The organism is Pseudomonas sp. NPDC089758 (assembly GCF_044748705.1).
Classification (GTDB): domain Bacteria; phylum Pseudomonadota; class Gammaproteobacteria; order Pseudomonadales; family Pseudomonadaceae; genus Aquipseudomonas; species Aquipseudomonas putida_X.
Genome location: NZ_JBIVGN010000017.1, coordinates 1 through 13801, shown reverse-complemented (window position 1 = coordinate 13801; position 13801 = coordinate 1). Strand labels below are relative to the sequence as shown.

The 13801-nt window shown below is 61.5% G+C and carries 12 protein-coding genes; 7 read left to right on the top strand and 5 right to left on the bottom strand.

Annotation, left to right across the window (positions count from 1 at the left end):
* The first annotated feature begins 63 nt into the window (after positions 1-63).
* Genes ACIPZH_RS20750 through ACIPZH_RS20740 form a run of 3 tightly spaced genes read left to right on the top strand, consistent with a single transcriptional unit; the run spans position 64 to position 3073 of the window.
* The gene (locus tag ACIPZH_RS20750) at positions 64-948 is read left to right on the top strand and encodes an MBL fold metallo-hydrolase (RefSeq protein WP_400637642.1); all 885 of its coding nucleotides are present in this window, start codon (positions 64-66) and stop codon (positions 946-948) included.
* A gap of 38 nt (positions 949-986) precedes the next feature.
* Positions 987-2258 carry an FAD/NAD(P)-binding oxidoreductase gene (locus tag ACIPZH_RS20745; protein WP_400637641.1) on the top strand — a complete coding sequence of 424 codons (1272 nt, stop codon included), beginning with the start codon at positions 987-989 and terminating at the stop codon, positions 2256-2258.
* Positions 2255-3073 carry a sulfite exporter TauE/SafE family protein gene (locus ACIPZH_RS20740; protein WP_241806656.1) on the top strand — a complete coding sequence of 273 codons (819 nt, stop codon included), beginning with the start codon at positions 2255-2257 and terminating at the stop codon, positions 3071-3073. Before ACIPZH_RS20745 ends, ACIPZH_RS20740 begins: the two co-directional genes overlap by 4 nt.
* Here ACIPZH_RS20740 and ACIPZH_RS20735 read toward each other — a convergent pair.
* Positions 3062-3949, bottom strand: coding sequence for a LysR family transcriptional regulator (locus tag ACIPZH_RS20735; protein ID WP_241806657.1), 888 nt, complete (start codon positions 3947-3949; stop codon positions 3062-3064). The genes ACIPZH_RS20740 and ACIPZH_RS20735 overlap by 12 nt on opposite strands.
* A 126-nt stretch (positions 3950-4075) precedes the next feature.
* Between ACIPZH_RS20735 and ACIPZH_RS20730 the strand changes: the two genes are divergently transcribed.
* Both ACIPZH_RS20730 and ACIPZH_RS20725 read left to right on the top strand, forming a co-directional pair.
* On the top strand, positions 4076-5722 hold the full coding sequence (locus ACIPZH_RS20730) for a GMC family oxidoreductase (RefSeq protein WP_400637639.1): 1647 nt from the start codon (positions 4076-4078) through the stop codon (positions 5720-5722).
* A 97-nt stretch (positions 5723-5819) separates the two neighbouring features.
* Entirely contained in the window at positions 5820-7439 is a 1620-nt protein-coding gene (locus ACIPZH_RS20725; protein ID WP_241806659.1) for an MFS transporter, read from the top strand.
* 177 nt (positions 7440-7616) lie between these two features.
* Here ACIPZH_RS20725 and ACIPZH_RS20720 read toward each other — a convergent pair whose 3' ends face one another.
* The 4 genes from ACIPZH_RS20720 to glyQ are packed head-to-tail and all read right to left on the bottom strand — an operon-like array spanning position 7617 to position 11974.
* Positions 7617-8387 (bottom strand): 1-acyl-sn-glycerol-3-phosphate acyltransferase, encoded by a 771-nt coding sequence (locus ACIPZH_RS20720; RefSeq protein ID WP_241806660.1) that lies wholly within the window; start codon positions 8385-8387, stop codon positions 7617-7619.
* Between the two features lie 60 nt (positions 8388-8447).
* On the bottom strand, positions 8448-8975 hold the full coding sequence (gmhB, locus tag ACIPZH_RS20715; protein ID WP_241806661.1) for a D-glycero-beta-D-manno-heptose 1,7-bisphosphate 7-phosphatase: 528 nt from the start codon (positions 8973-8975) through the stop codon (positions 8448-8450).
* A 3-nt stretch (positions 8976-8978) separates the two neighbouring features.
* Complete coding sequence (glyS, locus tag ACIPZH_RS20710) at positions 8979-11030, bottom strand: glycine--tRNA ligase subunit beta (RefSeq protein WP_400637637.1); 2052 nt, start codon at positions 11028-11030, stop codon at positions 8979-8981.
* Positions 11027-11974, bottom strand: coding sequence for a glycine--tRNA ligase subunit alpha (gene glyQ / locus ACIPZH_RS20705; RefSeq protein WP_012312032.1), 948 nt, complete (start codon positions 11972-11974; stop codon positions 11027-11029). Before glyQ ends, glyS begins: the two co-directional genes overlap by 4 nt.
* 83 nt (positions 11975-12057) lie before the next feature.
* On the opposite strand from glyQ, the gene ACIPZH_RS20700 reads away from it, so the two are divergent.
* Positions 12058-12609, top strand: coding sequence for a DNA-3-methyladenine glycosylase I (locus tag ACIPZH_RS20700; protein ID WP_241806663.1), 552 nt, complete (start codon positions 12058-12060; stop codon positions 12607-12609).
* Positions 12610-12650: 41 nt separating this feature from the next.
* Positions 12651-13538 carry a lysophospholipid acyltransferase gene (locus ACIPZH_RS20695; RefSeq protein ID WP_241806664.1) on the top strand — a complete coding sequence of 296 codons (888 nt, stop codon included), beginning with the start codon at positions 12651-12653 and terminating at the stop codon, positions 13536-13538.
* Positions 13539-13801 lie beyond the last annotated feature (263 nt).

Below are 13801 nucleotides of genomic sequence, written 5' to 3'. Positions count from 1 at the left end.
TTGATAAACCACCCGTAACTGCCTACGCCTCTAACTGGCGGGGTGGATTATTTGGAGACCGTGATGATCATCGGCAATAACCTTCAGGTGGACGCTTTTTTCGACGACGCCACCTCGACCATCAGCTACCTGGTGCTGGACCGTGAGACCAACCAGTGTGCGGTGATTGACAGCGTACTGGACTATGACCCCAAGTCAGGCCGCACCTGCACCGCCTCTGCTGACCGCCTGATTGATCGGGTTCACAGCCTTGGTGCCAAGGTGCAGTGGATTCTGGAAACCCATGTACACGCCGACCACCTTTCAGCCGCGGCGTATCTCAAGGAAAAGCTCGGCGGCCACACTGCCATTGGCGCGCAGATCACCAAGGTACAGAAAGTCTTCGGTGACTTGTTCAACGCCGACCCCGGCTTTGCCCGTGATGGCAGCCAGTTCGATGTGTTGCTCATGGACGAGGAAGGCTTTCGCATAGGCAACCTGCACGCCCGCTCGCTGCACACGCCTGGGCATACCCCCGCTTGCATGAGTTACCTGGTAGAGGATGCCGGCGAAAAAGCGCTGTTCGTGGGCGACACCCTGTTCATGCCTGACTACGGTACCGCGCGCTGTGACTTCCCGGGCGCTGACGCTCGCACCCTGTACCAATCCATCCGCCGCCTGTTGGCTTTCCCTGACCAGACCCTGCTGTTCATGTGCCATGACTACCTGCCGGGGGGGCGCGACATGCGCTATGTCACCACCGTGGCTGAGCAGCGCGCCAGCAACATTCATGTCCACCAGGGCATTGATGAGGACAGCTTTGTCGCCATGCGTGAGGCGCGTGACAAGACCCTCGAAATGCCCGTGCTGATCCTGCCGTCGGTGCAGGTCAACATGCGCAGTGGCCATTTCCCACAACCGGAATCCAACGGCGTGAGCTACCTGAAGATCCCGTTGAACAAGCTCTGACAGCCTCACCCATCATTGGATTTTCCAGGATTTACGCCATGCCTGCCTTGTTGTCCCCTACTGATTCTTACCACCACAAGGTGGTCATCGTCGGTGCCGGCGCTGCCGGAATCGCCACTGCTTCCAGCCTCATCAGCCGCGACCCGTCACTGGATATCGCGGTGGTCGACCCTGCCGACATTCATTACTACCAGCCCGGCTGGACCATGGTCGGTGCCGGTGTGTTCAAGGCGCCGAGCACCGCACGTACCATGGCCTCGACCATTCCCCGTGGCGTGCGCTGGATCAGGGCGCGCGTGCAGGGGTTCGACCCGCAGGCCCAGCTGGTCATGCTCGAAGAGGGTCGCACCATCAGCTATGAACAGTTGGTGGTCTGCCCGGGCCTCAAGCTCGATTGGGCTGCCATTGACGGGCTCAGTGAGACCCTGGGGCGCAACGGCGTTACCTCCAACTACCGCTACGACCTGGCACCCTACACCTGGGAGCTTGTGCAGAACCTGAAGCAAGGCCGCGCCCTCTTCACTCAGCCACCGATGCCGATCAAGTGCGCCGGTGCGCCGCAAAAAGCGCTGTACCTGTCCTGCGACCACTGGCTGCGCCAGGGGCGGCTGGGCGATGTCAAAGCCTGCTTTTTCAATGCCGGTGCTGTGCTGTTCGGTGTGCCCGATTACGTACCGGCCCTGATGGCCTACATCGACAAGTACGGGGTAGACCTCAATTACAGCCACCGTCTGGTGGCAGTGGATGGCCCCAACAAGTGCGCCACCTTTGTCCGCACCTTTGCCGATGGCAGCACTGAAACCCGCACTGAAGCCTTCGATATGCTGCATGTGGTGCCGCCGCAGGTTGCCCCGGACTTCATTCGTCAAAGCCCATTGGCCGATGCCGCTGGCTGGGTCGATGTGGACCCGCATACCCTGCGTCATCGCCAGTTTGCCAACGTCCATGCACTGGGCGATGTGGCCGGCACCAGCAACGCCAAGACCGCAGCCGCTGCGCGCAAGCAGGCGCCGGTGGTTGCCAACAACGTGCTGGTGGCGTTAGGCAGGCTGGCTGACCTTGCTCAGTACGATGGCTATGGCTCCTGCCCGTTGACGGTCGAGCGCGGCAAGATAGTGCTTGCCGAGTTCACCTATGGCGGCAAGGTCGCGCCGAGCTTCCCGCGCTGGCTGCTGGATGGACGCCAGCCAACGCGTCTGGCTTGGCTGCTCAAGGCGCGAGTGCTGCCGCCGCTGTACTGGCAAGGCATGCTCAAGGGGCGGGAGTGGTTGGCGCGGCCCAAGCCGCTGGCTGCCGAGGCAGCCCAGTGATCGAGCATCAACTGTTCGGTGCCGGGCTGGGCGCGATCATTGGCGCAGTGCTGGCGTTGACTGGGGCGGGGGGCGGCATCCTGGCCGTGCCGCTGCTGGTGTTCGGTCTTGGCCTGTCTATGGCCGAAGCTGCGCCGATTGGCCTTCTTGCTGTAGGTCTTGCCGCTGGCGTAGGGGCGATCCTCGGCTTGCGCCAAGGGCTGGTGCGTTACCGCGCCGCGCTGTTCATCGCCCTGATCGGCATCGTCGCTGCACCGCTCGGGCTGATGCTCGCTCATCGTCTGCCCGATACCCCCTTGGCCCTGGTGTTCGCCGGCGTGCTGGTTTACGCATGCCTGCGCATCTGGCGCAAGGCTGCCAGTGAGCTGCGTGGCGAGACCAACGGTGCGCACCGTTTCATCGAGCCGTGCGTGCTCAACCCGCTGCAGGGCCGTTTGCGCTGGACACTGCCCTGCGCGCGGGCGCTGGCCATCACCGGAGCACTCTCTGGATTGCTGTCCGGCTTGTTGGGGGTGGGGGGTGGCTTCGTCATCATCCCTGCCTTGAACCGCTACACCAACCTGCGCATGAAGAGCATCGTTTCGACCTCGCTGGCGGTGATCGCCCTGGTGTCCACAGGTAGCGTGGTCAGCGCCAGCCTGGCTGGGGTGATGCACTGGCAGGTCGGCGCACCTTTTGCCGTGGGGGCGGTGCTTGGCCTGCTGCTGGCGCGGCCACTGGCAACCCGGCTGGCCGGGCCTCGCCTGCAGCAGCTGTTCTCGGTGGTCGGCTTCGGGGCTGCCCTGCTGCTGGCCGGTAAGGCGCTACTCGGCTAGCAGCTCGGCCTGCTCCTGCGCGCACAGCGCCAGCAGGTAATCCCAGACCACCCGCAGGCGTACCGACTTGTGCAACTCACGCCGGGTGCATATCCAGTAGCTGCGCTGGATGGTTTCGCTGGGTAGTACGCGTACCAGTGTCGGGTCGTGGCGGGCCATGTAATTGGGCAGCACTGCGATGCCCAGGCCGGCGCGCGCAGCGGCTTGCTGGGCGATCACGCTGGTGCTGCGAAAGGCCACATTGGGCATCCGGCAGAAGCTGTTGAGAAACAGCAGCTCTTGGCTGAACAACAGGTCGTCGACATAGCCGATCCAGCTGTGCCGGGCCAGGTCTTCACGGTTGCGTAAAGGCGGGGCGCGGTCCAGGTAAGCTTGGCTGGCATACAAGGCTAGGCGGTAGTCTGTGAGTTTGCGGGTGATCAGCAGGTCGGCACTGGGGCGCTCCAGGTGAATGCTGATTTCCGCTTCGCGGTTGAGGATGCTGACGAAGCGAGGCACGGCCACAAGCTCCACTTCCAGGCCGGGATACCGTTCGAACAGCGCGTTCATGCGCGGGGTGAAGAACATGATGCCGATGCCTTCGGTGACCCCAAGGCGAATCTTGCCCAGCGGCGTGATCGCCTGGGTGATTTCTTCCTGCGCCAGCAACGCGACATTCTCCATGGCTTCTGCGTGCTTGAGCAACGCCTGGCCGGAGGGGGTCAATTCGTACCCCTGCGCGTGTTGCACGAACAGTGGCGTGCCCAGGCATTTCTCGATGCTTTCGATGTGCCGAGCAACCGTGCTATGGGTCGTGTTGAGACGCTTGGCAGCGCTGAGCAGGCGGCCACTGCGCTGCAACTCGAGGAAAAACCGCAGATCATTCCAGTCGAACATGCATCCTTTCCCTGTTTGTCGCTGTGCTAAAACGCACAACGGCTGCGCGAAATCTCGTGTTTCCTCAGCGAAATTAATCAATAAGATGTACGACGACAAGAATAAAAATCAGGCGCGAGGTTGCACATGCCATCAGCCGATTCTGTCTTCGACTACGTCATCGTAGGTGCCGGCCCTGCCGGTTGCCTGCTGGCCAATCGTTTGTCCGCCGACCCGTCCTGCCGCGTCTTGCTGCTGGAGGCTGGGGGCCGCGACAATTACCCCTGGATTCACATCCCCGTCGGTTATCTCTACTGCATCGGCAACCCCCGCACTGACTGGTGCTTCAAGACCGAAGCGCAGACCGGCCTGGATGGTCGCAGCCTGGGTTATCCCCGGGGCAAGGTGCTGGGGGGCTGCTCATCGATCAACGGCATGATCTACATGCGTGGCCAGGCTGCGGACTATGATCATTGGGCCGAGCAGGGCAACGACGGCTGGGCCTGGAAGGATGTGCTGCCTCTGTTCAAGGCCAGCGAGAATCATTTTGCAGGCAGCAGTGATCACCATGGCGGCACGGGCGAATGGCGGGTGGAGCGCCAGCGCTACAGCTGGCCGATCCTCGATGCATTCCGAGACGCTGCCGAACAGAGCGGTATCGCCAAGGTCGATGATTTCAATACCGGCGACAACCAAGGCTGTGGATACTTTCAGGTCAACCAGCGCAGCGGTGTGCGCTGGAACGCATCGAAGGCGTTCTTACGGCCTGTGCATAACCGTTCCAACCTCACCGTGCTGACCAGCGTCCAGGTTGACCAAGTACTGCTGAACAATACCCGCGCCCGTGCAGTGAAAGCATTTTGGCGCGGCGCCTGGCACGAGTTCGCTGCGCGCCGCGAGATCATCCTGTGTGCAGGGGCGGTGGGTTCGCCCGGCATTCTGCAGCGCTCCGGCATTGGCCCGCGCAGGTTGCTGGAAACGCTCGGCATCGGTGTACGGCACGACATGCCCGGTGTCGGTGGCAACCTGCAGGACCACCTGCAATTGCGCCTGATCTATCAGATCCGCAATACCAGAACGCTCAACCAGATGGCCAACAGCCTGTGGGGCAAGATGGGCATGGGCCTGCGCTATCTCTACGACCGCAGTGGCCCGCTGGCCATGGCGCCGAGCCAGCTCGGGGCGTTCGTACGCTCCAGCCCCGAGCAGCGCACCGCCAACCTGCAATACCACATACAACCGCTGTCGCTGGAACGCTTCGGCGAGCCGCTGCACCGCTTCCCTGCCTTCACCGCTTCGGTTTGCAACCTGCGCCCGGTTAGCCGTGGGCGCATCGACATCCGTAGCTCGGACATGAACAGCGCGCCACTGATCGACCCCAACTACCTCAGCGACCCTCAAGACCTGCGCGTTGCCGCCGAGGCCATCCGTATCACACGCCGCATCGTCCAGGCCCCTGCCCTCGCCGCTTTCGAGCCGCAGGAATACCTGCCAGGCCCTGCCCTGCAGACCGAGGAGCAGCTGTTCGAAGCGGCAGGCAAGATCGGCACCACCATCTTCCACCCAGTGGGGACCTGCCGTATGGGCAACGGCCCCCTGGACGTTGTGGATAACCAGCTGCGGGTACACGGCATCCCCGGCCTGCGCGTCGCGGATGCTTCCATCATGCCGCAGATCACCTCTGGCAATACCTGTTCACCCACCCTGATGATCGCCGAAAAGGCGGCCCAACTCATTCTCAAGGGAGCAGCGACGCAAACCTGCCTGAACGAAGACGCGTTACCGACGCCCTGACCCGGGTGCGTGCAGTACCGGCAGCTTGCGGTCAGAAGCTGCCGACAGTGGAACAACAAGAATAATCACTGTGGCCTGCGGGCCGAGGACAGCAACGATGTCGGATTACATCCAAGAACAGGGGGCGACGGCGAGCAGCCCAAGCCGTCGTGAAGAACGCAAAATCATTTTCGCGTCATCCCTCGGGACGGTTTTCGAGTGGTATGACTTTTTTCTCTACGGTGCGCTGGCGGCAGTGATCAGCAAGCAGTTCTTCGCTGGCGTCAACGACACCACCGCTTTCATCTTTGCCCTGATGGCATTCGCCGCCGGTTTCCTGGTACGGCCCTTCGGCGCGCTGGTGTTTGGCCGGCTGGGTGACATGATCGGGCGAAAATACACCTTCCTGATCACCATCGTGCTGATGGGGCTATCCACGTTTGCCGTTGGCTTGCTGCCCACCTATGCAAGCATCGGCATTGCCGCGCCGATCATTCTGGTGGTGTTGCGCATGCTGCAGGGGCTGGCGCTGGGGGGCGAGTATGGTGGCGCGGCGACCTATGTGGCCGAACACGCACCGCCCGGCAAGCGTGGCTTGCACACGGGCTTCATCCAGTCCACTGCCACCCTCGGGCTGCTGTTGTCATTGCTGGTGGTGCTGGGCAGCCGCTACATCAGCGGCGATCAGTTCGAGACCTGGGGCTGGCGCTTGCCGTTCCTGCTGTCGATCGTGCTGCTGGGCATCTCCACCTGGATCCGCATGAGCATGCACGAGTCGCCGGCCTTCGTGAAAATGAAGGCCCAAGGCAAGGTCAGCAAGTCGCCAATCCGCGAGTCGTTCACTTCCTGGCCAAACCTCAAAGTGGTGCTTACCGCACTGTTCAGCATCAACGCCGGCCAGGCCGTGACGTTCTACACGGCGCAGTTCTATGTGCTGTTCTTCATGACCCAGATGCTCAAGATGGATCCTTCCCAGGCCAACACCTTGCTCATCATCAGTGTGGTAATCGGTGCGCCGTTCTTTGTGTTCTTTGGCTGGCTGTCCGACCGCATCGGCCGCAAGCCTATCCTGATGCTCGGCCTGTTGCTGGCCACGGTGTTGTACTTCCCGCTGTTCAAGGCGCTGAGCCACTACGCCAACCCGCAGATCGATGCAGCGAGCCGTCAGGCGCCGATCGTGGTCACCGCTGACCCGCAAGGTTGTACCTTCCAGTTCGACCCAGTCGGCAAGGCGCGTTTCGACAGCCCGTGCGACAAGGTCAAGACCTTCCTGGTCAAACAGGGCCTGCCTTACAGCTCGGTGAATGTCGCGGGCAGCCAAGTGGTCGTGAACATTGGCGACAAGACCATCAACGGTTTTGACGAATCAGCCATGCGCAACGCCATCGAGCAAGCAGGCTACCCAGCCAAGGCAGACCCCTCGCAGGTCAACCAGGTGATGGTAGTGGTGCTGATCGTTGCGATGATCCTGATCGCAACCATGACCTACGGGCCGCTGGCGGCAGTCATGGTGGAGCTGTTCCCGACGCGCATCCGCTATACCTCGATGTCGCTGCCCTATCACATTGGCAATGGCTGGTTCGGCGGTTTCTTGCCCACGGTTTCGTTCGCGCTGGTGGTGTATACCGGGGATATCTTCTACGGCTTGTGGTACCCGGTGCTGGTCACCGGGATCAGCTTGGTGGTGGGCATCTTCTGCCTGAAAGAAACCAGAGACGTGGATATCGACAAGGTCTGATGATGTCTTGAAGCCATAAAAAAACCGGCTGTAAAAGCCGGTTTTCTTATGCCTCAAAAAAACTTATGCACGATTTTCAGGAAAATGTCATACATAAAAATATATAGCTAATTCATAGGCTTAGCTATCGAGTGAGGCATTTCGTCGAAAAATTGCTAACAAGTTATCCACAGATCGTCAGGCTATCTGCTCGTGCGGTTTTTCATCCACCGGTGGCAACGAACCCAAGCGCCGCTGAGTCGCTTCGTTCCACGCTGCGGCACGATCATTGAGCTCTGCAATGGCACGCGGGCCGGTGCCATTGGCATACATCGGCTCCCCGATCACCACCTCGATGGTGCCGGAGCGCTTGCCCCACCCTGACTTGGGCCAGTACTTGCCGGCGTTATGCGCGATCGGCAGCACTGGCAGCCCGGCATTTACCGCCAGCGCGGTACCGCCACGGGAAAACTTGCCCACGGTGCCAAAGGGTACCCGAGTACCTTCCGGGAAGATCAGCACCCAGACCTTCTGCTTGAGCAACTCGTCACCCTTGCTCGCCACCTGGCGCAACGCTTCCTTGGGGTTGTCGCGGTTGATCGCGATCGGCCGCAGCATGGCCATGGCCCAGCCAAAGAACGGCACGTACAGCAGTTCACGCTTGAGCACCTGGCTCAATGGCGAGAAATAGGCTGACAGGAAGAATGTCTCCCAGGTGCTCTGGTGGTTGGACAGGATCACACAGGGTTCCTTGGGCACATTCTCGGCACCGGTGACCTTGTAGTGGATACCCAGGATCACCCGCGCCAGCAGCACGGCAAAACGGCACCAGTAGACGTTGATGAAGCGGTAGCGCTTATGAAACGGCAAAAATGGCGCGATAAAAAAGCTCAGCGAGCACCACAGCAGCGAGCTGGTGCCCAGCAGCAGGTAAAAAAGAAAGATTCTGATCGCCTGCAGGATCGACATAGTGGCATGTACCGTTGCGGGCTTGCCCGCCTGATAAAAATGCGCCCTCAGGCGCATTGTTTAGATTAGTTCTCTGGCGATAGCTGCCAGATCGTCGAAAATCAGTGTGGTTTGCGCGACGCCCTTTTCTAGCGTGCGCTCACCTTTGCCGGTTTTCACCAGCACCGGTTGTGCACCGACGGCCAGGGCGGCCTCCAGGTCACCTTTACTGTCGCCGACGAACCATACGCCGCGCAGGTCGGCCTGATAATGTTCGGCGATAGCCCGCAACATGCCGGGCTTGGGCTTGCGGCATTCACAACCCTCGTCCGGCCCATGTGGGCAATACACGATGTGGCCGATTTCGCCGCCTTGCTCTGCCACCAGCGTGCGCAGACGTGCATGCATGGCTTCGAGGGTTGCCAGCGAATAGTAGCCACGGGCAATGCCGGACTGGTTGGTGGCCACGGCCACCGTCCAGCCCGCTTTGCTCAACTGCGCGATGGCCTCGATCGAGCCGGGGATCGGGATCCACTCCTCCAGCGACTTGATGTAGGCGTCGGAGTCCTGGTTGATCACCCCGTCACGATCGAGAATCAGCAGTTTCAAGGCTTACCCCAGCAGCGAAATATCGGCAACGCCCAGGAACAGGCCGCGCAGGCGGCTGAGCAGGGCATAACGGTTGGCGCGAACCTTGGCGTCCTCGGCGTTGACCATCACGGCCTCGAAGAAGGCGTCGACCGGATCACGCAGGGCCGCAAGGCGGGCCAGCGATTCGCTGTACTGACGTGCAGCGGCCATCGGTTGCACAGCCTGGTCGGCTTGCTGGATCGCCGAGTACAGCGAGAACTCGTTGGCGTTGTCGAAGTACTTCGGCTCGACCTGTTCGGCAATGGCGCCTTCGGCTTTGCCCAGCAGGTTCGACACGCGCTTGTTCACCGCGGCCAGCGCCTCGGCTTCGGGCAGCTTGCGGAAGGCCTGCACGGCCTGCACACGCTGGTCGAAGTCCAAAGCCGAACCCGGCTTCAGGGCACGAACCGACAGGTAGGTGGCAACGTCGATGCCTTCGTCTTCGTAACGCGCACGCAGGCGGTCGAAGATGAACTCCAGCACCTGCTCGGCCAGGCCGGCGGCCTTGACCTGGGCACCGAACTGCTTGACCGCGAATTCGACCGCAGGGGTCAGGTCCAGGTCCAGTTGCTTCTCGATCAGGATACGCAGCACGCCCAGGGCGGCGCGGCGCAAGGCATACGGGTCTTTGCTGCCGGTGGGCAGCATGCCGATGCCGAAGATGCCGACCAGAGTGTCGAGCTTGTCGGCGATGGCCACCGCAGCACCGGTCAGGGTCTGCGGCAGCTCGGCGCCAGCACCACGCGGCATGTACTGCTCGTTCAGCGCCAAGGCGACGTCTTGCGGTTCACCGTCGTTGAGCGCGTAGTAGTAACCGGCAACGCCCTGCATTTCTGGGAATTCGCCAACCATCTCGGTGGCCAGGTCGCACTTGGACAGCAGCCCGGCACGGCCAGCGCGCTGGGCGTCGCCGCCGATCAGCGGGGCAATGTACGCGGCAAGCCGGGATACACGCTCGGCCTTGTCGTAGACGGTGCCCAACTGCGCCTGGAAGACGACGTTCTTCAGGCGCTCGTTGAAGGTTTCGAGCGGCTGCTTCTTGTCCTGCTTGAAGAAGAACTCGGCGTCGGTCAGGCGCGGGCGCACTACCTTCTCGTTACCCGAGACGATCTGCTTGGGGTCACGGCTTTCGACGTTGGCCACGGTGATGAAGCGCGGCAGCAGTTTGCCTTCTCTGTCCAGCAGGCAGAAGTACTTCTGGTTGTCCTGCATGGTGGTGATCAAGGCTTCCTGCGGCACCTCGAGGAAGCGCTCCTCGAACGAGCACACCAGCGGTACCGGCCACTCCACCAGCGCAGTTACCTCATCCAGCAGGGCCGGCGGCACGATGGCAGTGCCTTCCTGCTGCATGGCCAGTTCGGTGGTGCGCTTGGCAATCAGCTCGCGGCGTTCGGCGAAGTCGGCCAGCACGTAGGCTTTGCGCAGGTCTTCGACGTAGTTGGCCGGGGTGGTGATGACCACGTTCTGCGGATGGTGGAAGCGGTGGCCACGGGACTCACGGCCGGCTTGCTGCGAAAGGATGGTGCAGTCAACCACCTGATCGCCCAGCAGCATCACCAGCCATTGGGTCGGGCGCACGAACTCTTCACGGCTAGCGGCCCAGCGCATGCGCTTGGGGATCGGCAGGTCGTTGAGCGAATCTTCGACGATGGTCGGCAGCAGGCTGGCGGTGGCTTTGCCCGGGATGTGTTGGGAGAAGCGCAGCTTGGCGCCGCTCTGGTCGATTTCCGACAGCTCTACCCCGCACTTCTTGGCAAAGCCCAAGGCAGCCTGGGTCGGCTCGCCGTCTTTGAAGGCAGCCTGCAGGGGCGGGCCGTCGATATTGATGCTACGGTCAGGCTGTTGTACATCCAGCTGGCGAATCAGCACGGCCAGACGACGCGGCGCGGCGTACACCTGCTTGCCGGTGTAGTTCAGGCCAGCGGCCTGCAGGCCTTTTTCGATGCCGGCCAGGAAAGCGTCACCGAGGGTGGCCAGGGCTTTGGGAGGCAGCTCTTCGGTGCCCAGTTCTACCAGGAAATCTTGAGCACTCATTGTGCAGCCTCCAGCTTCGCCAACACTTCGTCACGCAGTTCAGGGGTGGCCATCGGGAAGCCCAGGCGTGCGCGGGCTTGCAGATAGCTTTGCGCCACGTCCCGGGCCAGGGTACGCACACGCAGGATGTAACGCTGGCGTTCGGTCACCGAGATGGCGCGACGGGCGTCGAGCAGGTTGAAGGTGTGCGAGGCCTTGAGCACCATTTCATAGGTCGGCAGCGGCAAGTCCAGCTTGATCAGGCGGTTGGCTTCGCTTTCGTAGAAGTCGAACAGCTCGAACAGTTTCTCGACGTTGGCGTGCTCGAAGTTGTAGGTCGACTGCTCCACCTCGTTCTGGTGGAACACGTCGCCATAGGTGACCTTGCCGAACGGGCCGTCGGCCCATACCAGGTCGTACACCGAGTCGACACCCTGGATGTACATGGCCAGGCGCTCCAGGCCGTAGGTGATTTCACCGGTGACCGGGTAGCACTCGATGCCGCCTACTTGCTGGAAGTAGGTGAACTGGGTCACTTCCATGCCGTTGAGCCAGATTTCCCAGCCCAGGCCCCAGGCGCCCAGGGTCGGCGATTCCCAATTGTCTTCGACGAAACGGATATCGTGGACCAGTGGATCCAGGCCGATGGCTTTCAGCGAGCCGAGGTACAGCTCCTGGAAGTTGGCCGGGTTGGGCTTGAGCACCACCTGGAACTGGTAGTAGTGCTGCAGGCGGTTGGGGTTTTCGCCATACCGCCCGTCGGCAGGGCGACGGCTGGGCTGCACGTAGGCGGCGTTCCAGGTTTCTGGGCCGACGGCGCGCAGGAATGTAGCGGTATGGAAAGTGCCGGCGCCTACTTCCATATCGTAGGGCTGAAGCACCACACAACCTTGAGCTGCCCAGTAGTTCTGCAGGGCGAGGATCAGGTCTTGGAAGGTACGCACGGCTGGCGTAGGCTGGCTCACGAAATTCACCTGTATCTGGGGATGCGGATGTAAAGAGCGGGAGTATAACCTGATTCGCCTCGCCCTCTACTCATTGGAGCCTTATGCCACGCTGCTTTTGGTGTACCGACGATCCGTTGTACCAGGCCTACCACGACCAGGAATGGGGAACACCGCAGCGTGATCCGGCGTTGCTGTTCGAGATGCTTTTGCTCGAAGGGTTCCAGGCGGGGCTTTCATGGATCACCGTCTTGCGTAAACGCGAGCGCTATCGTGAGGTGCTGCACGGCTTCGACCCGGTGAAGCTTTCGCAGATGAGCGATGAGCGCATCGAAGAGCTGATGCTCGATGCCGGCATCATCCGCAACCGCCTCAAGCTCAAGGCTGTGCGGCGCAACGCCCAGGCCTGGCTGGCTGTGGATAACCCGGCCGAGTGGCTGTGGTCGTTCGTCGGCGGCGAGCCGAAGATCAACCATTTCACTGCCCGTAGCGAAGTGCCGGCGGTCACCGACGAGGCCAAGGCGATGAGCAAGGCGTTGCTCAAAGCCGGCTTTACCTTCGTCGGCCCGACCATCTGCTACGCCTTCATGCAGGCTACCGGCATGGTCATGGATCACACCACCGATTGTGATCGTTACGCCGCCTTGCTGCGCTGAAGGGTTACAATGCGCGCCTTGCTGAAATAAGGAACTGGCCTGTGGAAAAGTTCAAAGGCGCCCTGATGGTCGGGGTGCTGCGTCTGTTTGCCAAGCTGCCCTGGGGCGCAGTGCAACGCGTCGGCGCCGGGATCGGCTGGCTGATGTGGAAAGTCCCCAACGGTTCGCGCAATGTCGTGCGCATCAACCTCGCCAAGTGCTTCCCTGAGATGGACCCGGTCGAGCGCGAGCAACTGGTCGGCCGTGCCCTGAGAGACATCGGCAAATCCTTTGTCGAAAGTGCCTGTGCCTGGATCTGGCCGCCCCAGCGTTCGCTTGATCTGGTCAAGGAAGTGCACGGCCTGGAAGTGCTGGAGCAGGCGTTGGCCTCAGGCAAGGGTGTGGTCGGCATCACCAGCCACCTGGGTAACTGGGAAGTGCTCAACCACTTCTACTGCAACCAGTGCAAACCGATCATCTTCTACCGCCCGCCGAAGCTCAAGGCTGTGGATGACCTGCTACGTGAACAGCGGGTACAGATGGGCAACCGTGTCGCGCCTTCGACCAAGGAAGGCATCCTCAGCGTGATCAAGGAAGTGCGCCGCGGTGGGCAGGTGGGGATTCCCGCCGACCCGGAGCCTGCGGAATCGGCCGGCGTGTTCGTGCCATTCCTGGGCACCCAGGCGCTGACCAGCAAGTTCGTGCCGAACATGCTGGCCGGTGGCAAGGCGGTGGGGGTGTTCCTGCATGCCCTGCGCTTGCCGGATGGCTCGGGCTTCAAGGTGTTTCTGGAAGCTGCGCCAGAAGAGATGTACAGCACGGATGTGAACGTGTCGGCGGCGGCCATGAGCAAGGTGGTCGAGCGCTATGTGCGCCAATACCCGAGCCAGTACATGTGGAGCATGAAGCGCTTCAAGAAGCGCCCGGCGGGCGAGCCGCGCTGGTATTGAGGTTGTTGGGGGGGGCCTTCGTCTTGAGTTTTAAATCAGGGCGGATGGCACGCTTGCGAGGATTAGCATTGCGGGGGCTTGAGTCTTTCACCGAATTTACCGGCCCTATCGCCGGCAAGCCGGCTCCCACAAAAATGGACTGCCCCCAAGAAGTTGGACACCAATCCGACCCTTGGGGGATCTATGGGTAAGTACACCGAGCAATTCAAGCTCACAGCGATTACAGCCTACCTGGATGGCAGCAACGGTTTCCGAAAGGTGGC